This is a genomic window from Victivallis lenta (assembly GCF_009695545.1).
Taxonomy (GTDB): domain Bacteria; phylum Verrucomicrobiota; class Lentisphaeria; order Victivallales; family Victivallaceae; genus Victivallis; species Victivallis lenta.
Genome location: NZ_VUNS01000007.1, coordinates 122,434 through 144,857, shown reverse-complemented (window position 1 = coordinate 144,857; position 22,424 = coordinate 122,434). Strand labels below are relative to the sequence as shown.

Here is a 22,424-nt window from a genome sequence, read left to right as displayed (position 1 = left end):
ACGCACGCCGGCGGTACGCCACGCCGGAGGAGCTTCGTTTCGCTGCGTTCACCTTCGTCATTATCGCTCGCGCTGCCCCTGTCCAGAAAGCAGCCACCCCTTCGGATACTTTCCGGAGCCGCTGCTGCCGCCGAGTCGTGCAGTCCGTTCGTATCCGCTGCGCGGAGCCTGCCGCGCTTTTATGATCGGACAACATTGGCCGAGTCTCTCCGGGTGCGAGCTGCACATTCGGATAATATTGAATTTTTTTTGCGAAATCAACTTGATTCTTCTGCAAAACATGATATTATATTTTTAAAGCGAAAGAAGCATGAAAGCATATGAGTTTCTCTGATTACAACCGATGCTCGATTTTCCGAAGCGGGACGGCGTGTCCGGTTCCGGCTTCTTTCATTTCCGCCAACTTCAATCTCCTGCGACTTACTTGCGCCGATCAGGCTTGAGTGAAGACGCTTGCGACACCGTTTTCCGGAACCGGACTCAGCCAGGTCGGCGCGTTGATGCCATGTTTCAGACCCCGGAAAATGTCCGTCTTTCCGTTCTCCCGGCGTTCTGAACCGGCTCCACCGAATCGAAGAATCGAATGAAGTCCCGGAGAATGAGAATGAGTGAATATCCGAAGTATCGAGCCCCCCAGCCCATCGAAATCGAAAACCGCGTCTGGCCGACCCGGCGCATCCGGTCCATGCCGCTCTGTGTCCCCGTCGATTTGCGCGACGGCAACCAGGCATTCGCGAAGCCGATGAATGTCGAGACGAAAATCCGTTACTTTGAAATGCTCTGCCGGATCGGATTCCGGGAGATCGAAGTCGCCTACCCGGCTTCGTCCGGCGAGGAGTTCGAATTTGTCCGCCGCCTGATCGGCGAAGGGCTCATCCCCGACGGCGTCCGCATCAATGTGCTCACTGCCGCCCGGAAGGACCTGATCGACCGGACGGTAGCCTCTCTCGCCGGCGTCCGGCAGGCGACAGTTCATTGCTATATTGCGACAAGCGAGCTCCACCGGGAATTCGTCTTCGGTAAAACTTCCGGAGAAATCATGCAAACGGCCGTTGACGGCACCCGCATGATCGCGGAAGCCGTCGACGCGGCCGGAATGCGCGACCGCATCCGGTACGAGTTTTCGCCGGAGGAATTTTCCGACAGCGAGGTCGGCGCCATCGTCGAATTGGCCGAAGCGGTCCGGGAGGCATGGAAGCCGCGCGGCAAACGCGATTTCGTGCTGAACCTCCCCGCCACCGTCGAACGCCGTCCGCCTTATGAATTCGCCGACATGATCGAGTCGTTCTGCCGGAGCTACACCGGCCGGAACGAAACGACCCTGAGCGTTCACACCCATAACGACCAGGGGTGCGCCGTCGCAGCGGCCGAAATGGCCGTGCTGGCCGGGGCGGACCGGGTCGAAGGAACGCTCGCCGGGCACGGGGAACGGACCGGAAACATGGATCTCATCACTTTCATCCTGAATTTGAAGTCGCGCGGCGTCGAGCCCGGGCTCGATTTTTCCAAACTGCCCGAAATCGCCGCCTTCATCGAAGAGGTCTCCGAGATCGGCATCCATCCGCGTGCGCCGTACACCGGAGGACTCGTGTTTACGGCCTTCTCCGGTACGCATCAGGATGCGATCCGCAAGGGGATGGCGCAGCGGAAGGAGATCGGCGAGCGTTTCCGGCAGGGCTGGAAGATGCCGTATCTGCACATCGATCCGGCCGACGTCGGCCGGAATTACGACGGGCTGATCCGCATCAACAGCCAGTCCGGCAAGGGCGGCGTCGCCTACGTGCTCGAGAGCGTTTACGGAATCTCAGTGCCGAAGGGGATGCAGCCGCTGGTGGCGAAGGCAGTGCAGGCCGAAGCCGAAGCGACCGGCAGCGAAATCACGCCGTCCGAGGTGTACCGGATTTTCCGGGAGAAGGTCGCGGCACGGAACGGCCGGGTCACGGTCGCCGGCTTCCGGCTGCAGCGCCCTGCCCCGGGAGCGGCGGACAAAACGGAAGTCGATCTCGAACTCGAGGCCGGCGGGGAACGTTTTTCCGTCTCCGGCACCGGCGGCGGCCCGATCGAAGCGGCCGCCGCGGCGTTCCACGACTGCGGCGCCGTCCCGCCGTTCCAGGTCGAGATGTACAGCGAACATGCGATCGGGCGCGGAGCGGGAGCGGAAGCCGCCGCTTTCATCGGAATCAGGCCGTCCGGCTCCGACCGGATCGTCTACGGGGCCGGAATCGACGTCAATATCAATCTCGCGGCGATCCATGCGATCGCCAATGCGATCAACCATATCGGGGATAACTAGACAAGGTACGGAAAAATGGAGAGGAATACGGTACAGACGGAACCCTGCAAAACCAATCTGTTCGCCGAGTACGGCAAATCGCTGATGGTGCATGTGGACATGTCGCCGGGGCAGCGGATTCTCGACCTCGGCTGCGGCACCGGCGCGCTGACTGCCGAGCTCGCGAAGAACGGCGCGAACGTGCTCGGCATCGACAACTCCGCCGAAAAGATCGTCAAGGCCCGCTTCAGCCATCCGGAGCTGATGTTCGCTGAGATCGACGCGCTCGAGCTCCCGTACAACGAGGAGTTCGACACGGTGTTCTCGAACTCGGTTTTCCACTGGATTCCGAACGTGGACCGGCTGCTCGCCGAGATCCGGCGCGCGTTGAAGCCGGGCGGCAAACTGGTCTGCGAATTCGGTGCGGCGAGCAATATCGCGACCATGCGCCAGGCGTTTGCAGCGGCCTGTGCGCGACGCGGGCGGGAGTACCGCGAACGCTTCTACTGCCCGACGCCGGACGAGTTCTTCGACCGGCTGAAGGCGGCCGGTTTCGAACCGGAGCGCGTGCTTGAATTCGACCGCCAGACGCCGCTGCCCGGCGGAGCGGAAGGGCTGCGCCGCTGGGTCCGCTGTTTCCTGGCTGATGAATTGTCCGTGTTCGGCGCCGCAGTGCAGGAGCAGATTCTTTCGGAGGTCGAGACCGCCTGCCGTCCGCTGCTCTGGAACGGCGAGGAGTTCGTGGTGGATTACCGCCGCCTCCGGGCCGTCGCCTTCAGGGGCTGAACGCTCCCTGTGCTCCGGCGTCGGAACCGCCTGCCCCTCAACGGCGGGCCGCAGAGGATGGCCGGTTTTCGCGGAAAAAGCGGCGCAAAAGGCGAAAAAATTGCTTTTTTTGCATAAAAATCATGTTTTGAGCTTGAATTTATGTATAACTCTAAGTATAATTACTCTCAGTTACCACGGCTCACCACAACCAAATAGGAGGGAGTTGAACGATGAAGCATGATTTCTACGATGTCAAGGCCAAGACCAAGGTCAGCGCGGATGTTCTGGATTGCGTTACGTTTGGCGATGCCGGCCGTAAGCGCTATGCGTTCAAGGGCAAGACTGCCGATGGCCGCAGCCTGACCGCCTTTGTCGGCAAAGACGTCTGGGAAAAAGCCAAGGCCCAGATGAAGAAGTAAGACTCTCTCTTGACTGAGATGTCCGAAGCTCCCTGCTCCGCCGGAACAGGGAGTTTCTTTTTTTCTGCCGTCCGTCCCGATTGACTTTTGTCCGGATGATGATACATTACCATAATTAGAGTAACTGTGTCATTCGACGGAAAGGATACGGCATGAATGGACCGCGACAGCCGATGCCGCCGGCAATGATTCTCTGCGGCGGCCAGGGCACCCGGCTGAGGGAAGTGACCGAGCTGCTTCCGAAACCGATGGTTCCGATCGGCGAGCAGCCGATCGTCTGGCATATCATGCGCTGTTTCGCGGCTTTCGGCGTGCGCCGGTTCATCCTCTGTCTCGGCTACAAGCGCGAGGAGTTCATCGACTATTTCCTGAATTTTCACGCCCGGTCGACCGACATCACGGTCAAGCTCGGCAAGGATCACGGCATTGTCTACCACGGCGAAGCCTACGAGGCGGACTGGGAGGTTACGCTGGCAGACACCGGCATCGAAACCATGACCGGCGGCCGGGTGCGCCGCGCATCGCGTTACCTCGCGCCGGAAGACCGTGAATTCTTTCTCACCTACGGCGACGGAGTGGCGGACATCGATATCGGCGCGCTGCTCGATTTTCACCGTGCTTCAGACAGGCTGCTGACGGTCTCCGCCGTCCACCCCGAGGGGAGATTCGGCGAAATGAAGCTCGACGGCGACCGCGTGACCGGCTTTGCCGAAAAACCGCTGCGGACCGGCAGCTACGTCAACGGCGGCTTCATGGTCGTCGACCGGCAGTTCCTGCCGCGTTATCTCGACGACGCGGAAGACTGTTATTTCGAGGCCGCGCCGATGCGCGAAGCCATGCGCGACGGCGAGATGGCCGCCCGCCGTCACGAGGGGTTCTGGCAGTGCATGGATACGCCGCGGGAACACCGGCTGCTCTCCGACCTCTGGAACTCCGGCGCCGCGCCGTGGACCAAATACTGGCAGGAGTGAAAGATCGTGTTCAACGATATTTACCGCGGGAAACGGGTGCTGGTCACCGGCCACTCCGGCTTCAAAGGATCCTGGCTGACGATGTGGCTCGGGCGCCTCGGCGCAGAGCTCTGCGGCGTTTCGCTGCCGCCGGAGACGGAGCCGAACCACTTTCGGCTGCTGAATCCGCCGGGCCATTCGGAGTGGTGCGACATCCGCGACGCGGAAAAACTCGGCTCCGTTCTTCGTGAGTTCCGGCCTGAAATCATCTTTCACCTCGCCGCACAGCCGCTTGTCCGCCTCTCTTACCGGAAGCCGGTCGATACGCTTGCGGTCAACGTCGGCGGCACGGTCAATTTGCTCGAAGCGGCGCGGAACGTCCCGGAACTTCGTGCGGTCGTGGTCGTCACCAGCGACAAATGTTACCGGAACAGCGAGAAGGCCGAAGGCTACCGCGAAAACGATCCGCTCGGCGGTTACGATCCGTACAGCGCCTCGAAGGGGTGCCAGGAGCTCGTCGCCGCGAGTTACCGCGACAGTTTTCTCCGCGCGGCGGGAGTGGGACTCGCCACCGCGCGGGCCGGCAATGTGATCGGCGGCGGCGACTGGGCGGCCGACCGGCTCGTGCCGGACCTGGTCCGGGCGGCGGCGGCCGGAGCCGTCGAACCGCTCCGTTCCCCGTCCGCCGTCCGGCCGTGGCAGCATGTGCTTGAGCCGCTCGGCGGCTATCTGCTGCTCGGGCAGCGGCTGCTTGAAGGGGATGCGGCTGCCGCGTCAGCCTGGAATTTCGGTCCGGAGACGGCGGACGCATTGACGGTCGGCGAGGTCGCCGCGCTGATGAACCGCTTCTGGCCCCGGGTCGGATTCCGCTTTGCGCCGCCGGCGGATGCGCCGCATGAAACGAAGCTCCTGCGGCTCGACTGCACGAAGGCGGCGAGGGATCTCGGCTGGCGCGGAGTCTGGAACGCGGAGGAGTGCATTCGCCGCACGGCCGGCTGGTATCGCGGTTATTACGATTCGGGACGGATCAATACGGCGGCGGATCTTGAAGCTTATGTCGCCGATGCCGCGCGGAAGGGATTGTCATGGACGAACTGAGTTTGAAAAAAGAGATTTTAAGCCGGGTCGAGGCGCTGGCGGCTTTGCGGGGACAGGAGAAGCCGCCGTTCGTCCCGGGAGAGAGCCGGATCAACTATGCCGGGCGGGTTTACGACGAAAAGGAACTCGTGAACCTCGTTGACGCGGCACTCGAATTCTGGCTGACCGCCGGGCGCTATACGCGGGAATTCGAAGAGAAGCTGGCGGCATACCTCGGCGTCGGGCGGGCGCTTTTCGTGAATTCGGGTTCCTCGGCGAATCTGCTGGCCTTTATGACGCTGACCTCGCCGCTGCTCGGAAAGAGGCGGATCGAACGCGGCGACGAAGTCATCACCGTCGCGGCCGGATTCCCGACCACGGTCGCCCCGGTCGTGCAGTACGGCGCCGTTCCGGTCTTTGTCGATGTCGAGCCCGGAACCGCGAATATCGATGTTTCGCTGCTCGAAGCGGCCCTGTCGCCGCGGACGAAGGCGGTCATGCTCGCCCATACGCTCGGCAATCCGTTCCGGCTCGATGCGGTGAAGGCGTTCTGCGACGCAAACCGGCTCTGGCTCGTCGAAGACAACTGCGACGCGCTCGGCTCGCGGTATTGCGGCCGGCTGACCGGCGCCTGGGGCGACCTCGGCACGTCGAGCTTCTACCCGCCCCACCACATGACGACGGGCGAAGGGGGCGCGGTCTACACAAGCGATCCGCTGCTGGCGAAAATCGCGCTCTCGATGCGCGACTGGGGGCGCGACTGCTCCTGCGGTTCCGGCGAAGACAACCGCTGCGGCAGCCGGTTCACGCGCCGGTTCGGCACGCTTCCGGCCGGATACGATCACAAATACGTTTACAGCCACTTCGGCTACAATCTGAAGGCGACCGACCTGCAGGCGGCGATCGGCTGCGCCCAGCTCGATAAGCTCGACGGCTTCACGGCGGCGCGGAAACGGAACTTCGAACGGCTGCACGACGGCCTGAGGGAGCTGCCGGAACTCGCTCTCTTCGAGCGCTACCCGGAGTCGGACCCGTCCTGGTTCGGATTCCTGATCCGGCTGACGCCGCGGGCCGGATTCACCCGCAACGAACTTGCGGAGCATCTCGAAAGCCGCGGGATTCAGACCCGCAACCTGTTCGCGGGCAACCTGACCCGGCACCCGTGCTTCGAAACGCTGCGGGAGGGATGCGACTACCGCGTCGCCGGGAGGCTCGCCAACACCGACGAACTCATGAACAACGCCTTCTGGATCGGCCTCTACCCCGGTATGACCGGCGCAAAGCTCGACTTCATGATCGAAACCATCCGTAATTACTGTGGAGGGAAGTCCTTATGATCGACAATATCACTCTTTTCGACTGCACGGCGCGCGAAGTCGGCTACCAGACCGGATGGTTTTTCGACCCGGCGTTCCTGCGCGACTACTACCGGTTCGTCGAAGCGGCCGGGTACGACTATATGGAACTCGGCTTTTTCCACAATCCCGAGGCGGACCCCGGCCGCGGCGCGATCCGGTACTGCGGACTTTGCACGGAGGAGCTGAACGATATTTTCGGCAGCACGAAGAACATCCTGAAACTTTCGGCCATGCGGGATATTCAGCGCCCGCTCGCGCCGGTCGGCCCGAAGGCCGATTCGGTCGTCGATGCGGTCCGCATCCTGACCCGGTCGAAGCAGACCGAACCCGATGTGCTCTGCCGGCATATCGAGGAGCTCCAGAAGCTCGGCTACCGTATTTTCATCAATTTCACGAGCGCCGGACGCAACACGGTCGAGGAGAACACGGCCTTCGCGCGGCTTGCGAAGAAGATGGGCATCGACGTCATCTACTTCGCGGACACCGAAAGCATTTTCACTCCGAAATACGTCTCCGACGCGATCGAGCTCTGCCGCGCCGAGGGCGTCGAGGCCGGCATTCACCTGCACAACAAGAACGGCACGGCCGAAGAGCTGCTTGATGTCGCCTTCGCCCACAAGTGCCGCTATACCGATTCGACGCTGCTCGGGCTCGGCGGCAAGTGGTACGACGGGAATATCGCAACCGAATATCTGCTCAAACACTTCAACTACAATCCGGGCTATGAACTGACCCGGCTCAAGACCATGCTGATCCAGCAGCTCATCAAATACCATGAGCACAGCGCGGCAGTTCTGTAAACAGCGGGAAACAATATGCGTACAGCCGATTATATCTTTCAGTTTCTGGCCGACCGCGGCGTGAGGGACGTCTTCATGGTTTCGGGCGGCGGGGCGATGTTCCTGAACGACGCGCTCGGTTCGGAGCCGCGGCTCCGGGCGGTCTGCACCCACCACGAGCAGGGAGCGGCCATCGCGGCGGAGGGGTACGCGCGGGTGACCGGCGGCCCCGCCGTGGTCAGCGTGACGACCGGGCCGGGCGGCACGAACGCCCTGACCGGCGTCATCGGCGAGTGGCTCGACTCGCAGCCGGTGCTCTATCTCTCCGGCCAGGTGAAGTTTCCGACTACCGTCGCTTCCGTGCCGGAGCTGCCGCTGCGGCAGCTCGGCGATCAGGAGATCAATATCGTCGACATCGTCCGTCCGGTCACAAAATATGCGAAGATGGTCACTGATCCGCTCGACATCCGCCGGGAGCTCGAGAAGGCGCTCCGCATTGCCTGCTCCGGGCGGCCGGGGCCGGTCTGGCTCGACATTCCGATCAACGTGCAGTCGGCCGAAATCGACCCGGCGGCGCTTCACGGCGAGGAGAACGTACCGGAATCAAAGCCGGAGATCCCGGCGGAGACGATCGAACGAGTCGTCGAAACCCTGCTTTCGGCCTCCTCGCCGGTGCTGGTGACCGGACAGGGAATCCGGCTTTCCGGCAATCTCGCCGGATTCGAAAAGCTGGTCGAACGCCTGAAGATTCCGGTGCTCGGCAGCTTCAACAGCTTCGATCTGCTGCCGACCGGCTCTCCGTATTCGATCGGGCGGATCGGCACGATCGGCACCCGGGCCGGGAACATCGCGCTGCAGAATGCCGACTGGGTGCTCTGCCTCGGCACCCGGAACAACATCCGGCAGGTCAGCTACAACCATGAGAATTTCGCGAAGCGCGCGAAGGAGCTGATCGTGGTCGATATCGACGCGGCCGAGCTGGCCAAGCCCACAGTGAAGCCGACGCTGCCGGTCCACGGCGATGCGGGGGAGTTCATCGACCGGCTGCTGGCGGCGCTCGCGGCGCGTGAACTGCCGGACTGGAGCCGCTGGCTCGCCTGGAACCGCGAACGCAAAGAGCGCTACCCGGTCGTGCTTCCGGAATACCGCTCCGCCGCGGGATTGAATCCGTATGCGCTGATGGAGCCGCTCTGCGAACAGCTGCCGGCCGACGCCGTGGTCAGCTGCACGAATGCGACGCCGAGCCTCGCGCTGTTCCAGGCCGGCGCCGTAAAGCGGGGACAGCGGATGTTCTGCAACTCCGGCTGCGCGGCGATGGGGTTCGGCCTCCCGGCTGCGCTGGGGGCGGCGGCCGCCGTGCGCGGCAAACGGCCGGTGGTCTGCCTCGAAGGGGACGGCAGCCTGATGATGAACCTTCAGGAGCTGCAGACCATCCGGCACAACGGTTTTCCGGTCAAACTGTTTTTGTTCGACAACAACGAATACTGTTCGATCCGCCAGACGCAGGATTCGTTTTTCGCGGGCCGCCATACCGGCTGCGACAACGGTTCCGGCGTGACCTTCCCGGAGTGGCAGGCGATTGCCGCCGCATTCGGCTGGCGGTATCTGCGGCTCGACTCGCTCGCGGACGCCGCCGCGACGGTCGCCGAAGCGCTGGCTTTCGACGGCCCCGTCTTCTGCGACTGCGTGCTGGCGCCGGGATACACGTTCGCGCCGAAGCTCTCTTCGCGGCGGCTCCCGGACGGTTCGATCATTTCGCCGTCGCTGGAGGATATGTTCCCGTTCCTGCCGCGCGAAGAGATGGAGGCGAACCGTTATGAAGCCTGACGGCTGTTTTTTCGATCTGGACGGCACGCTCTGCGATACGGCGCCGGATATCTTCGGCTGCTGGCTCGCCGCTCTGAAGGCGGCCGGACTGGAGACGGAACGTTTCCGCCGCGATTTCCGGATCGGGCCGCCGCTCGAGCCGATGATCGCCGGCCTGTTTCCGGAACTGACGGAGCCGGAGCGGGAGGCGCTGATCGCCTCCTTCCGGGAGCTTTACTGTACGAGCGGTTTTCCGGGCACGGTTCCCTATCCGGGGATTCCGGCGCTGCTGGAGCGGCTGCGCAGAGACGGCACGCGGCTGTTCCTTGCGACCAACAAGGCGCTGCGCGCGACCCGGCTGATCGTCGAAAAGCAGGGGTGGCTCCCGGTGTTCGAACAGATTCATACGCCCGATTCGACGCCGGGCCCCCTCTGCGGCAAGTCTGAACGGCTGCGCCGGGCGCTGGCCGAAACAGGACTCGATCCGGCGCGCTGCGCGATGGTCGGGGACACCGTGCCGGACATCGAAGCCGGGCGCGCGGCCGGAATGCGGACCGTAGCGGTCACCTGGGGCTACGGCGGCGCGGCGGAGCTCGCGTCCGCCGCGCCGGACCGGATATGGAACGCTCCGCCGGCGGAATGGACATAAGCGGAACTGCACGGAAAGCATGGAAAAGAATCAGGACATCATGAAAAAAATCACCGTCGTTACCGGCTGTTTCAATGAAGTTGAAAATCTCGAGGAGCTGTTCAACCGGGTTGCCGGCGCGTTTGAAACCATGCCCGGCTATACGTTCGATATGATCGTCGCCGACAACGCCTCCACCGACGGCAGCCGCGAGCTGCTGCGCCGCATGGCCGCGAAGGACAGCCGGGTGAAGGTCATCTTGAACGCAAACAACTTCGGGCATATCCGCTCTCCCTACAACGCGCTGCTTCAGGCGGACGGCGACGCGGCGATTGTGATGTGTTCAGATCTGCAGGAGCCTCCCGAAATGATTCCGGCCATGCTGCGGGAGTGGGAGGCGGGGGCGAAAATCGTCTGCTGCGTCAAGCCGGAGAGCCGGGAGAACCCGCTGATGTTCGCAGTTCGCCGGTTCTATTACTGGCTGCTCGATAAATTTTCCGAAACTCCTCAGCTGCGCAATTTTACCGGATTCGGCCTTTATGACCGCCGTTTTCTGGATGCGCTGAAGCTCTTTCACGAGCCGTATCCGTATTTCCGCGGTCTTGTGACGGAGATCGGTTTCAAGCGCGTCGAATTGCCGTTCGTGCAGGACAGGCGCAAACACGGGCGCACCAAAAACAATTTTTTCACGCTTTACGACATGGCGATGACCGGCTTCGTCAATCACACCAAGCTGCCGCTGCGGCTCGCCGTGTTCGCAGGTTTCCTGCTGGCGTTTCTGAGTCTGCTGGTCGCGGCCGGTTACCTGGTCTACAAGCTCTTCTACTGGGATACCTTCCAGCTCGGGCTCGCGCCGCTGGTCATCGGGCTTTTCTTCTTCTCGGCGGTCCAGCTGATTTTCATCGGCATCATCGGGGAGTATGTCGGCGCGATCTGGACGCAGGTGAAGAACAAGCCGCTGGTGATTGAAGAGGAAAAGATCAATTTCGACCGATGAAACTGCTCGAGCTCTACCGGAACAACCGTCCGGAATTTTTCCGGGTGATCCGCTACCTTCTGGCCGGCGGCTGGAACACCGTTTTCGGCGTAGGACTCTATACTGCGGTCTATGAGCTCTGGGGGACGTCGGGAAATTACCTGTTCTGGGCTGTTCTCGTCAACATCCTCGCCATCACGAATGCGTTTCTGTGCTACAAGTTCTTCGTGTTCCGGACAAAGGGGAATTTTCTGCGGGAATACCTGAAATGCTATCTGGTTTACGGCGCCGGGGCGCTGCTGGGGCTGGCCGGCCTGTTTCTGCTGGTCTCCATTGCCGGAATGAATCCGGTGCGGGCCAATATCCTGATCACCGGAATTACGGTGATATTGAGCTACTTCGGGCATAAGTACTTTTCTTTTCGAAGGAGATCCTCATGAGCGGCGCGGCGCGGATTCTGATTACCGGCGGAACCGGTTTTTTCGGGAAGAGCCTGCTCGCGGCCCGGAAACGGGAAGCTGTCTCCGAGGGGGAACTGGTGATCCTTTCGCGCGATCCGGAAGGGTTTCTGTGCCGCTTTCCGGCATTTGCCGGGCTGCCGGGCGTCTCTTTTGCGGCGGGCGACGTGCGGGATTTTCCGTTTCCGGACGGAGAATTTTCAGCCGTCCTGCATGCCGCGACGCCGGCCAGCGCCCGGCTTGAGGCGGAGAACCCGGCGGAGATGCGTTCGATCATCGTCGACGGCACGAAGCGCGTTCTCGACTTCTGCCGTTCCCGGAAGGTTCCGCGGCTGCTGCTGACCAGCTCCGGCGCGGTCTACGGACCGCAGGAGCCGGAGTGCGAACGAATGGCGGAGACGTATCCGTGCCGTCCGGTCACGGCTTACGGACAGGGCAAGCTCGAGGCCGAACGCCTCTGCCTCGACTCCGGCGTCGAAACGGTCATTGCGCGCTGTTTCGCTTTCGTCGGGCCCTATCTGCCGCTCGGCATCCACTTCGCGGCCGGCAATTTTCTGCGCGACGCGCTGGAAAACCGCCCGATTGCGATCCGCGGGGACGGGCGGCCGCTGCGCAGCTATCTGTATGCGGACGACCTTGTCCGCTGGCTCCGGCGGCTGCTTGAGGCGGGGGAGCCGGGCCGTATCTACAACGTCGGCAGCGAAAATGCCGTATCGATCGCGGAGCTCGCGGAGCGCTGCGCCGCACTGCGGACGCCGCCGTCCGCCGTTACGGTTCTCGGGCATCCGGACGGCCTGCCCGCGCCGCGCTATCTTCCGGATACGGCCCGGGCCCGGCGGGAGCTCGGCCTGGCGGAGACGGTCAATCTCGACGAAGCGCTCCGCCTGACATTTGAATTTCACCGCAACAACGGCTATTGTATGAAAAACCAGCAAGGAGAAAAATCATGATTACGTTGAAAACCAGCAAGGGCGACATCAAAATCAAGCTGTTCGAAAAAGAAGCGCCGATCACCGTGAAGAACTTCCTCGATTATATCGACGCGGGTTTCTACAAGGGGACGATCTTCCACCGCGTGATCCCGGGCTTCATGGTTCAGGGCGGCGGCTTCACGGCCGACTTCGTCCAGAAGCCGACCAGCGATCCGATCAAGAACGAGGCGGACAACCAGCTTTCGAACAAGCGCGGCACGCTGGCGATGGCCCGCACCAGCGTCGTCGACTCGGCGACGGCCCAGTTCTTCATCAATCTGGTCGATAACGATTTCCTCGACTTCAAGGCCCCCACGCCGCAGCACTTCGGCTACTGCGTGTTCGGCGAGGTCGTCGAAGGGATGGATGTCGTCGACCAGATCGCGGCGGTCAAGACCGGTTCGCACCAGATGCACCGCGACGTGCCGACCGAGAACATCGTGATCCTGGACGCAGTCCGCGACTGAAAAAGAGGTGCCGTATGCCGGATTGGACCGTTGACGAACTCGCCCGGATGATCGACCATTCGCTGCTCCATCCCATGCTGGACGATGAGCAGCTGATCAAGGGCATGGCCGTCGCCGTGGAGCGCAACTGCGCAAGCGTCTGCATCAAGCCGTATTTCGTCGGCATTGCCGCGAAACTGCTCGACGGGACCGGCATTCGAACCGGAACCGTCGTCGGTTTTCCGCACGGTTCCGGCACGGTCCAGCTGAAGATCAATGAGGCGAAGCAGGCCGTCGACGACGGCGCGGACGAGATCGACATGGTCGTCAACATCGGCAAGGTCCGTTCCGGTGAGTGGGGATACCTCCGCGACGAAATCGGCGGCGTCAACGCCTGCGTGACCGCCGGAGGAGCGATTCTGAAGGTCATCTTCGAAAACGACTTCCTCTGCGACGCCATGATCGAGCAGCTCTGCGGCATCTGCAACGAAATCATGCCGGCTTTCATCAAAACCTCGACCGGATTCGGGTTCACCGAACGCGAGTCCGGCGCTTACGATTACGACGGCGCGACGGTTCCGCACCTCGCGCTCATGCGCCGCCTCGCCGATCCGGGCATCGGAATCAAGGCGGCGGGCAAAGTCCGCACCCTGGACGATCTGCTGGCCGCCCGGAAGCTCGGAGCCACCCGTATCGGCACTTCCGCCACGGAACGGATTCTCGACGAGGCGGCGGAGCGCTGCTGACCGGCCGGAGCGCTTCTATCCTCTATTCCGCCGCGTGGCGTTCCTCCGGGCGCTCCGGACGGATTCCGTTTTCCCCGTCTGACGGTTTCGCCTTCTGCGGCGGGAACCAGCCCAGGTTGAGGCGGACCTCCTTCCGGGCGAGGTCGTTGTTGCCGTAGCAGCAGGAGTCCAGGCCGATCAGGGTGAACCCCTCGTGCAGGTAAAAGTCGACGGCGTTCACATTGCAGGACTGGGTCTCCAGAATGACGGCCCGCCTGTGTTCCCGGAGGGCCTGCTTTTTCGCAACCTCCATCAGCGCATGGCCGAGCCCCTGCTTCCGGAACGGGGCGTCGATCCACAATTCGGTGACCAGCAGCCGGTTCGACCAGATTTCGGGACAGGTTTCGATGGCGGCGACAAGCCGGCCGGCCTCCAGTACGCCCCAGGCGCGGGCTTCCGGATAATATTCGGCATACAGCCTGTCGGGACAGTCGTACTCCTCCGGAGTATGGGTGACGGGACGGCCGAATTTCTTTTTCCGGATCGTGAAGGTGAAACCGGATTCCTGCCGGTCGACCGCCACGTCGTAGTACTCCTGCGTCGTATATCCGATCGGCAGCACCGTGCCCTGCCACTTTTCTTTCGGCAGGTGGACGATCCTGTATTTCTCCTTCATCCCGTTTCCGTTCAATTACTTCCGGCAAGTTCGACGGCGGTGCGGTAGTAACGCAGCCGCTGCCGGGCGTCGGCGACGGCGCCCGGCAGAGCGGCGGCCTGAAAGACCTTGACCGCCTCTTCCTGAAGCCGCGCGGCCTCCTCGAGCTTGCCGAGGCGGGCGGCGAGCAGCGCCTGCGTATTCAGACAGGCGCCGCGGAGGGCGCCCTGCGTATCGCGTTTCAGCAGCGACATGGCGCGCCGGGAGAGCATCAGGGCGCTCTTCAGCGCCTCCGGGTCGCCGGGCTGGCGGGTCAGGAGCATCCACGCCATCTGGTTGTCGGTGTCGGCATTGTCCGTGACCGCTCCGGCGTAGGCCTGCACGGTCGGCCCGGTGTAGGCAGCCAGAGCCGGATTGCGCGCAATGAGGTTCATTGCCTCGAAGTAGAGCCGGGTGTTTTTCGGAACAAGCCTGAGCTGGGACTGGATCAGCTTCAGCGCCTCTTCAACGCGCCCGGCGCTCTCGAGGACGAACAGGCGGATGCGCAGCGCGGTCGGATGGCCCGGCTCGAGCTGAAAGATCGAATCGACGGTTTTGCGCATGCGCGTCTCGTTTTCCCCGCGAAGCAGCGTGGGCAGTTCCTCAAGCAGCGGAGCGATTTTACGCTGCGCTTTCCGGTCGAACGTTCCGTCGAAACATTTCTGCAGCGCCTCCCCGAGGTAGGCAGCCTCGCCGCTCCAGATGATTTCGCCGCTTTTGTCGGTCAGGAAAGCCAGCGGAAGAAGCGGGCTGTCGCCGATATATTTCGGAGTCAGCGTCCGCTTGGTGTCGATGCCGAAGCTCAGGGTGAAATCCGGCCGTCGGGCGAGCAGCGCCCTGACGTCCGCTTCGGAATCCGGAGTGACGACGGCGAAGCGGGCGCGGTTGGCGAAGGTGCGCCGCAGATAATTCAGCAGCGTCAGCGTGTCGTCGGTGTTCTGGGCGCGGGTCAGCAGAAAGATCACGGCCTTGTATTCCGGATCGCCCGGCGCGGGCTTGGCGGGGGGAAGCATGGCGAACGGAACGCCTTGAATCCACTTCACATCAACAAGTTCTTCGACCGGGTCGCCGGGACGGAGGGCAAACGCCTGAAAGGCCATGACGGCCGCGAGACATAAAAACAGCTTTTTCATAATAGTCCCCATATAAAATCTGCAAACGTCAAGGCGGCAAAGCCGCCGTCGGCACCGGCTCCCTGCCGGCCGGGCTCCAAGGGCGAAGCGCCCTGGCTGCCGGAGGAAATGTACGCGCAGCGTACACGGTCTGCTGCGCGAACGCGCAGAAAGACCCGGCGCCGCAGGCGCGGCAAATGACCGCATCACATTGTCAGCTCGCATTCTAACAGAATGTGCTGTTCCGATCGACCGTCGTTTGCCGGAGCTGCAACGGCGGCAGCCCCTTTGGACTGCCCGGCCGCCTTCGCTCACACCGGTCGAAGCGCCGCAACTCCGTTGCGGACATTTCGGCAGGGGCTTCGTCCGGGCAACCTGAAGCGCCGCCTCAAACTCCGTCAAGGGGCTCCGCGCCCCCTGGAACCTCGCCGGGGCCGAACGGCCCTGAATCCGGCCGCTTTCCTCCCCGCGAAGAAGCCGGCGTCCTGTCATTTCGTTAATATATAAAATTCGACTTTCCTGAATATACTCCGTATTTCGGCCGGTGTCAAGCCGCACGGTCCGGGCCTTTTTTCTTTTTTCTTCCGGCGAAGAGAATGTAGAGCGCCGGAATTACGTAGAGCGCCAGAATCGTCGAACTCACCAGCCCGCCGATGACCGGCACCCCGCAGCTCGACCGCATCTCGGAACCGATCCCGTTCCCGAACGCCATCGGGACAATGCCGAGAATCGCCGCAATGCTCGTCATCAGGATCGGCCGGAACTTGTTCTTCACCGCTGCGCGCATCGCCTCCGGCGGCTCCATCCCGGCCGCACGGTTCGCGTTCACGTCGTCCATGATCAGGATCGCGTTGTTGACGACGATCCCGATCAGCATCACAAAACCGAGCAGCCCGAAGATCGAAAGCTGCAGTCCCGCAAGATAAAGCGCCCCGAACATGCCGATCAGCGCCATCGGCACCGTGAACATGATCAGGAACGGACCGCTCCACGACTCCATGATCGCCGCGATCAGCAGATAGGTCAGGAGGATCGCCAGCACGATCGCACGGGCGAAATCCGCATTCGCCTCCTCCATGCTCGTGACTTCTCCGCTGAATGCGAGCTTGTAACCCGGCGGCAGGTCCGCCCTGACGGTCTCTTCGGCCAGCTTTGCAAAGTCCCCGAGCCCGACGCCGGAGGCCGGGTTCCCGTAGATCTTCGCGACCCGCTGCCGGTTGGTCCGGTTGATCTGGATCGGCATGGTCGAGGGCTGAAGCCGCGAAATCGCATCCATGCCGAGCGGTTTTCCCTCTTTCGAGGAGAACGAAAGCGACGGAAGCTGGTCGTACCCGTTGCGCTCGTCGAGTTTGACGCGGATGTCGAACGAACGCGAGCCGACCTTGTAGGTGCCGTTCCTGATTCCTTCGATCGAGCCGCGCAGCAGCGTGCCGACCGAGGCGGAGGAGATCCCGAGATTCTGCAGCACCGTGCGGTCCGGTACAATCCGGATTTCCGGCTTTCCGGGCCGCACCGAACTGTCCACATCCCGCGCGGCCGGGTGGGTTTTCAGCGCGTTCGCCCCCTGTACGGCGATCTTCTCAAGCGTGTCGAGGTCGTCGCCCGTGATTTCGAGTTCCATCGATGCCGACGAACCGCCGGTCGCCGACGGAATATTGATCGTGACGATGCAGTTCGACAGGTTCTTAAGCTCGTCGCGGAACAGGTCGCGCATGTCGTCGAGCGTCTCCTTCCGTTCGTTTTTCGGTTTGGCGACCACCGTGATTTCGGCGAGGTAGACCCCTTCCGACGCCTGGCCGACCACCCCCTGCACCTTGCCGACCACGGTCGAGGTCGCCAGCACGTTCGGCAATTCCCGCACATGCTTTTCGACCTCCAGCGTACGGTCCAGAGTACTCTCCAGACTGTAATCGGTCGGGAACTCGAGCTTGATGACGAATTCCCCCTGGTCGCCGTCCGGCACGAAAGTCATGCCGACCCTGGCCGGCAGATAAGCCATCGAAGCGAGGAAAAGCGCCGCCGCCAGCAGCACGGCCGCAAGCCCGTGGCGGCAGACGAAATCGATCGAACGGCCGAACTGCCGCTCGAGCGCGCCGAATCCGCGGTTCCACCACCGGAACAGGAAAGCCAGAGAGTTCTGCTCCGGCCGTTCGGCGCGCAGCAGGATCGCCGCGAGAATCGGCGTCAGCGTGAAGCTCACGAAGAGCGACACCAGCGTCGCAATGCCGATCGTGACCGCGAACGGCACGAGGAAGCGGCCGACCAGCGAACCCATCATCGCAATCGGCCCGAATACCACCACGTTCGTCATGGCCGATGCGAAAACCGGCAGAGCGACTTCGGCCGCGCCGCTGTCGGCCGCCGTCTTCGGGTCCTCGCCGCGTTCAAGGTGTCTGGCGATATTCTCGATGACGACGATCGAGTTGGTCACCAGCGTGCCGACCGAGGTGCCGAGCGCAAGCAGCGTGAAGATGTTGAACGTGAAGCCGCAAAGGTCCATCGCCCAGAACGAAACGACGATCGAAACCGGCATCGATATGACGACGATGAAGGTTGAGCGCGCTTCGTGCAGAAAGGCGAAAAGGATCACCGCAGTCAGCAGAATGCCGATGGCGATGCTGCTCCAGGCATCGTCGACCGATGAGCGGATGTAACTGCCGGAGTCGCGCACCCAGACCAGGTTCATGCCCGAAGGCAGCAGTTTGTCGCGGTTGATTTCATCGACCGCCGCGCGTACGCCGTCGATGACCCGCACAGCGTTCGCCTCGCCCTTCTTGACGACCTTCAGCACGACGCCCGGCTCGCCGTCGAAAAAGGCGAGCGAGCGCTTCTCCTCGGACTCCATCGTGATTTCCGCCACGTCGCGCAGATAGATCCGGCGTTTTTCGCGCGTGCCGATCTCAAGCGCGCCGAGGTCGTTGAAATCCTTGAACTCCGAATCGTAGGTGACGTTGATCTCCTGCACGCCCTGCCGGATGCGGCCGACCGGGACTTTGATGTTCGCTTCCCCGAGCTTCGAAAGCACCTGGCTCACGGTAATGCCGGCGGCGGTCAGCTTCTCCTTGTCGAGCGTGACCCGCAGCTCGAGCGGCTCGCCGCCCGACAACTGGATCTCCGCCACGCCGGAGATGACCGACAACCGGTTCGCCAGCGTCTCATCGGCATAATCATAAAGCTTGTCGACCGGCAGATCCCCGGTCAGCATGAGGGTGATGACCGGCGTTGCGTTCGGGTCGAACTTCGAAATTTCCGGCTGCTCGATGTCGGCAGGGAGCTCTTTCCGGATCTTGTCGATCCGTTCGCGGACATCCTGCGCGGCGACGTCGACCGACTGCCCGAGCTGGAATTCGAGCGTGATCTGGCAGACGTTTTCCATGCAGGTCGTATTCATGGTCTTGAGTCCGTCGATGGTGCCGACCGCGTCCTCGAGGCGCTTGGCGACATCGACCTCGATCTCGGCCGGGCTCGCGCCCGGATAGACCGTCGTGACCGTCACATACGGAATCTCGACGTTCGGGAACGCGTCGAGCCCGAGCTGGTCCCAGGAATTGATTCCGAACAACACGAGCATGATGAGGAAACAGCTCATCGCGATCGGGCGCCGGACGGAAGCGCGGGAAAGAAACATTTATTTCCCCTCCTTCCCCGCCGGCGCGATGTCGACCCGGTCGCCGCTGCCGAGAAACGCCTGCCCTTCGACGACGACCGGCAATCCCTTCAGCGCCGCGGGATTGAGCAGCATGGTCCATTTGCCATCGACGATGCCGGTTTTCACTTCAACCTCCTCGGCCCTGCCGTCCCTGACGACGAAGACGGCGCGGCGGTTGTCGCGCCGGTCGAGAAGCGCCTGGTTCGGCACGCCGACTCCCTCTTCGCTGCGCAGGATGAGGTCGAGCTCGCAGAGCTGGCCGCCGACCATGTGGAACTCCTTCGGGATGTCGATCTTGACCGTGAAGGTCCGGGACAGCGAGTCGATCGCCGGGCTGCGGAAGCCGACTGTTCCCTCTCCGGCCACAGAGCCGTTCGGCGCGTAGATGACAGCCCTGGTTTTGCCGGGAACGATCCGGTCGTAGTAAACGGCGCTGATCATGGTGACCAGCTCGAGCCGGTCCGGATCTTCGAGCCGGTAGATGATGTCGCCCGTATTCACGAACTCATCGGGGTCCTTCTTCTTCAGAATGACCATGCCGTCGAACGGCGCGCGGATCAGCGAGTCGGAAAGGTTCTTTTCCGCGATTTCGAGGTTCGCCTGCTCCTGCCCGACTTTGGCCCGGGCGCAATTCGCCTGCGCTTCGGCCTTCGAGACGCCGGCTTCGGCCTCCTTCAGGTTCAGCGCGGCGCGTTCATAGGCGTCGTCCGACACGGCATTCGCCTTCCTGAGCCGGTCGGCACGGTTGAAGTCGACCTGCGCCTTGTCGGCGACGGTCCGGGCCAGCTCACTGTTGATCACGGCGATTTTCAGCTCCGCTTCGGCGACGGCGAGCTTGTGTTTCTGCCCCTTGACATCGTTTTCGAGCTTGATCCGGTCGACCTGGAAAAGGATGTCCCCTTTCCTGACCCGCTGGCCTTCATCCGCCTTCATGAGGTCGAGCGTGCCGCTGATGCGGCTCGACACCTCGGCCTTCGCCTTCGTTTCGACGTTGCCCTGCACCCGGATCTTCTGGACGAATTCCATCTTCACCGGCTGCATGACGACGACCTTCACGACCCGTTCGGCCGCCTCTTTTTTCCCCGCGCCCCAGCCCCCGGCCAGCAACGCGGCGGCGCACAGGGCGGCAGACAGCTGCAATCCACGCATTTTCTCCCTCCAGATCATCATTTCCCGGCCGGGAAGCGGCCGGTTCTGTCCATTCCGTGAAAAACGCATCAACTTCCTCTGTCATTAGTTTACGGCTCCCCGCGGAAAAGTCAAGCCCGCACCGTAAAAAATCCGGCGGATATCGGCAGGGCTGTTGCGTTTCATTCCGAAACATGCTATATTAGCCCGAAATGACGAATCTCTAAGGAACCATCGGGGAAAAAGGCGCAATGCTCACAGAACTGTTCCTGGCCGGCCGCTACCTGAAGCCGCGGCGGAGCGCGGTCTCGCTGATCACCGTGCTCAGCATTCTCGGCGTGACGCTCGGCGTCGCCGTGCTGATCGTGGTGCTGGCGGTCATGACCGGCTTCACGGATCTCATGAAGGAGAAACTGATCGAAACACAGGCGCACTTCCAGGTGCGTCCGCTCTACGGCGGCGTGATCTACGACCCCGATGAGGCGGTCAAAGCCGTGGAGGCGGCCGGCGGCCGGGGGGCCCCGGTGCTCGAATCGCCGGTGATCGTCCAGCTCGGCAAATCGCTCGACCCGCGCGTGATCATGTTCGGAACCTCGGCGGAGAATCTGCTGAAGTTCGGCATCTTCAAGGCCGATACGCTCAAGGAAGGCAAACTGTCGCTCGACCGGGGGGAGATCGTCATCAGCGAGGACATGGCCCGGCGCTGGAACGTGCGCGTCGGCAGCAAGCTTCTGCTGCACACCCAGCAGCGGCTGACCCGGCTGGTCGATTTCAAGCCGGAGGGCGGCGTGGAGCTGAACAGGAACGCTTCGGCCTATCTGCCGGCCGAGTTCGTCGTCAGCGGAATTTACAGCGTCGGCAAATACGATTTCGACCGGACCTTCCTTTTCGTCGGGAGCGACGACGCGGCCGACCTGCTGACGCTGCCGTGGGGCGCGGCCACCGCGATTTTCGGGTGGGGGCCGGACCCCTTCGACCAGAAGGAGCTGGTCGGCAAGGTGCGGGACGCCCTCAGTCACCTGCGGGTCGTGACCTGGGAGGAGGACAACCGGCAGCTGCTCGGCGTGCTGGCGGTCGAAAAGAACATGATGTTCTTTCTGCTGATCTTCATCGTGCTCGTCGCGGCGTTCAGCATCATGAATACGCTCATCACGTCGGTTTACCAGAAAACGCGCGAGATCGGAATCCTGAAGGCGCTCGGTGCGAGCGACTGCTGCACGACCTTCATTTTCATCTTTCAGGGGTTCCTGATCGGTGTGCTCGGCAGCATCACGGGGACGCTGGCCGGCGTGCTGGTCATCTTCTACCGGAACGACATCATGGACTTCGCGTCGAAGACGTTCCATGTCGAGCTCTTCCCGAAACAGTTCTACTATTTCGACGGACTCCCGGCGCATATCGTTGCGACGGATGTACTGATCATTGTCGGAGCCTCGATCGCGCTCTGCACGCTGGGGGCGCTGCTCCCGGCGCTCTGCGCGGCCCGGCTCGACCCGGCCAAGGCATTGCGCTATGAGTGAACAAGAGAATATCATCGAACTGCGCGGCGTCACGCGCACCTACAAACTCGGCAGGGAAAAACTGCCGGTCCTGCGCGGCGTGGACTGGGAGATCCGGCGCGGCGAATGGGCCTGCCTGCTCGGCGCCTCCGGCAGCGGCAAAACCACGCTGCTGAATCTGATCGGCACGCTGGAGCAGCCGGATTCCGGGACGATCCGCATCGCCGGAGTCGACGTGTCGAAGCTGGGCCGCGGCGAGGCCGCCCGGTTCCGGAACCGGAAGATCGGCTTCGTCTTCCAGGCCTACCATCTGCTGCCGGAGCTGACCGTGCTCGAAAACGTCATGCTGCCGGGCAATCTGGCGGGGCTGTCGCGCGGCGAAGCGAAGAAGCGTGCGGTCCCGCTGCTGGAAACGGTCGGGCTTTCCGGCCGCATGCGTCACCGGCCGTCGGAACTTTCGGGCGGCGAACAGCAGCGCGCGGCGATTGCGCGAGCGCTGCTGAACGAGCCGGAGCTGCTGCTGGCGGACGAACCGACCGGGAACCTCGATACGCATACGGGAGAGGCGATTCTCGAGCTCTTCACGGAGCTGCGCAAGCTGCATCCCGGGCGGTCGATCATGATGATCACGCACAACTGGGAGATCGCGAAACTGGCCGACCGGACCGAGGAGCTGGTCGACGGCCGATTGACGAACCAATGAAGCACG

Annotated in this window: 20 protein-coding genes; 16 read left to right on the top strand and 4 right to left on the bottom strand. The window is 62.6% G+C overall.

The window, feature by feature from the left end; translation table 11 throughout:
* Positions 1-604: 604 nt before the first annotated feature.
* The 14 genes from FYJ85_RS08730 to deoC all read left to right on the top strand — a co-directional run bounded on the left by FYJ85_RS08730 (position 605) and on the right by deoC (position 13,654).
* Positions 605-2,293: a 2-isopropylmalate synthase gene (locus tag FYJ85_RS08730; protein WP_177996062.1), complete on the top strand. Its 1,689-nt coding sequence runs from the start codon at positions 605-607 to the stop codon at positions 2,291-2,293.
* A gap of 15 nt (positions 2,294-2,308) precedes the next feature.
* The gene (locus tag FYJ85_RS08725; RefSeq protein WP_106053564.1) at positions 2,309-3,058 is read left to right on the top strand and encodes a class I SAM-dependent methyltransferase; all 750 of its coding nucleotides are present in this window, start codon (positions 2,309-2,311) and stop codon (positions 3,056-3,058) included.
* Between the two features lie 212 nt (positions 3,059-3,270).
* Positions 3,271-3,459, top strand: a complete 189-nt coding sequence (locus FYJ85_RS08720; protein ID WP_106053565.1) for a hypothetical protein — start codon at positions 3,271-3,273, stop codon at positions 3,457-3,459.
* Positions 3,460-3,611: 152 nt separating this feature from the next.
* On the top strand, positions 3,612-4,430 hold the full coding sequence (locus FYJ85_RS08715) for a glucose-1-phosphate cytidylyltransferase (RefSeq protein WP_206213058.1): 819 nt from the start codon (positions 3,612-3,614) through the stop codon (positions 4,428-4,430).
* A gap of 6 nt (positions 4,431-4,436) precedes the next feature.
* Positions 4,437-5,507, top strand: a complete 1,071-nt coding sequence (rfbG, locus tag FYJ85_RS08710; RefSeq protein WP_106053567.1) for a CDP-glucose 4,6-dehydratase — start codon at positions 4,437-4,439, stop codon at positions 5,505-5,507.
* The gene (gene rfbH / locus FYJ85_RS08705; RefSeq protein ID WP_106053568.1) at positions 5,495-6,823 is read left to right on the top strand and encodes a lipopolysaccharide biosynthesis protein RfbH; all 1,329 of its coding nucleotides are present in this window, start codon (positions 5,495-5,497) and stop codon (positions 6,821-6,823) included. The genes rfbG and rfbH overlap by 13 nt, the downstream gene beginning before the upstream one ends.
* Positions 6,820-7,644, top strand: a complete 825-nt coding sequence (locus tag FYJ85_RS08700; RefSeq protein WP_106053569.1) for a beta/alpha barrel domain-containing protein — start codon at positions 6,820-6,822, stop codon at positions 7,642-7,644. The genes rfbH and FYJ85_RS08700 overlap by 4 nt, the downstream gene beginning before the upstream one ends.
* A gap of 15 nt (positions 7,645-7,659) precedes the next feature.
* On the top strand, positions 7,660-9,450 hold the full coding sequence (locus tag FYJ85_RS08695) for a thiamine pyrophosphate-binding protein (protein WP_106053570.1): 1,791 nt from the start codon (positions 7,660-7,662) through the stop codon (positions 9,448-9,450).
* Positions 9,440-10,078: an HAD family hydrolase gene (locus FYJ85_RS08690; RefSeq protein WP_106053571.1), complete on the top strand. Its 639-nt coding sequence runs from the start codon at positions 9,440-9,442 to the stop codon at positions 10,076-10,078. Before FYJ85_RS08695 ends, FYJ85_RS08690 begins: the two co-directional genes overlap by 11 nt.
* A gap of 19 nt (positions 10,079-10,097) precedes the next feature.
* On the top strand, positions 10,098-11,054 hold the full coding sequence (locus tag FYJ85_RS08685) for a glycosyltransferase family 2 protein (RefSeq protein ID WP_206213057.1): 957 nt from the start codon (positions 10,098-10,100) through the stop codon (positions 11,052-11,054).
* Positions 11,051-11,473, top strand: a complete 423-nt coding sequence (locus FYJ85_RS08680) for a GtrA family protein (RefSeq protein WP_154417925.1) — start codon at positions 11,051-11,053, stop codon at positions 11,471-11,473. The genes FYJ85_RS08685 and FYJ85_RS08680 overlap by 4 nt, the downstream gene beginning before the upstream one ends.
* Complete coding sequence (locus tag FYJ85_RS08675; protein ID WP_154417923.1) at positions 11,470-12,441, top strand: NAD-dependent epimerase/dehydratase family protein; 972 nt, start codon at positions 11,470-11,472, stop codon at positions 12,439-12,441. The genes FYJ85_RS08680 and FYJ85_RS08675 overlap by 4 nt, the downstream gene beginning before the upstream one ends.
* Positions 12,438-12,929, top strand: coding sequence for a peptidylprolyl isomerase (locus FYJ85_RS08670; RefSeq protein ID WP_106053574.1), 492 nt, complete (start codon positions 12,438-12,440; stop codon positions 12,927-12,929). The genes FYJ85_RS08675 and FYJ85_RS08670 overlap by 4 nt, the downstream gene beginning before the upstream one ends.
* Positions 12,930-12,943: 14 nt before the next feature.
* Positions 12,944-13,654 carry a deoxyribose-phosphate aldolase gene (gene deoC / locus FYJ85_RS08665; RefSeq protein WP_106053575.1) on the top strand — a complete coding sequence of 237 codons (711 nt, stop codon included), beginning with the start codon at positions 12,944-12,946 and terminating at the stop codon, positions 13,652-13,654.
* A gap of 22 nt (positions 13,655-13,676) precedes the next feature.
* Here deoC and FYJ85_RS08660 read toward each other — a convergent pair whose 3' ends face one another.
* From FYJ85_RS08660 to FYJ85_RS08645, 4 genes are all read right to left on the bottom strand, one after another.
* Positions 13,677-14,309 (bottom strand): GNAT family N-acetyltransferase, encoded by a 633-nt coding sequence (locus FYJ85_RS08660; RefSeq protein ID WP_154417921.1) that lies wholly within the window; start codon positions 14,307-14,309, stop codon positions 13,677-13,679.
* A gap of 11 nt (positions 14,310-14,320) precedes the next feature.
* The gene (locus FYJ85_RS08655) at positions 14,321-15,460 is read right to left on the bottom strand and encodes a hypothetical protein (RefSeq protein WP_154417919.1); all 1,140 of its coding nucleotides are present in this window, start codon (positions 15,458-15,460) and stop codon (positions 14,321-14,323) included.
* Positions 15,461-15,986: 526 nt separating this feature from the next.
* Positions 15,987-19,067, bottom strand: coding sequence for an efflux RND transporter permease subunit (locus FYJ85_RS08650; RefSeq protein ID WP_154417917.1), 3,081 nt, complete (start codon positions 19,065-19,067; stop codon positions 15,987-15,989).
* Positions 19,068-20,237 carry an efflux RND transporter periplasmic adaptor subunit gene (locus FYJ85_RS08645; protein ID WP_206213056.1) on the bottom strand — a complete coding sequence of 390 codons (1,170 nt, stop codon included), beginning with the start codon at positions 20,235-20,237 and terminating at the stop codon, positions 19,068-19,070. It lies immediately after the preceding gene.
* Between the two features lie 230 nt (positions 20,238-20,467).
* Here FYJ85_RS08645 and FYJ85_RS08640 point away from each other — a divergent pair, with 230 nt between their 5' ends.
* Together FYJ85_RS08640 and FYJ85_RS08635 are read left to right on the top strand one after the other, a co-directional pair.
* The gene (locus FYJ85_RS08640) at positions 20,468-21,736 is read left to right on the top strand and encodes an ABC transporter permease (protein WP_106053579.1); all 1,269 of its coding nucleotides are present in this window, start codon (positions 20,468-20,470) and stop codon (positions 21,734-21,736) included.
* Positions 21,729-22,418, top strand: a complete 690-nt coding sequence (locus tag FYJ85_RS08635; protein ID WP_154417913.1) for an ABC transporter ATP-binding protein — start codon at positions 21,729-21,731, stop codon at positions 22,416-22,418. The genes FYJ85_RS08640 and FYJ85_RS08635 overlap by 8 nt, the downstream gene beginning before the upstream one ends.
* Positions 22,419-22,424 lie beyond the last annotated feature (6 nt).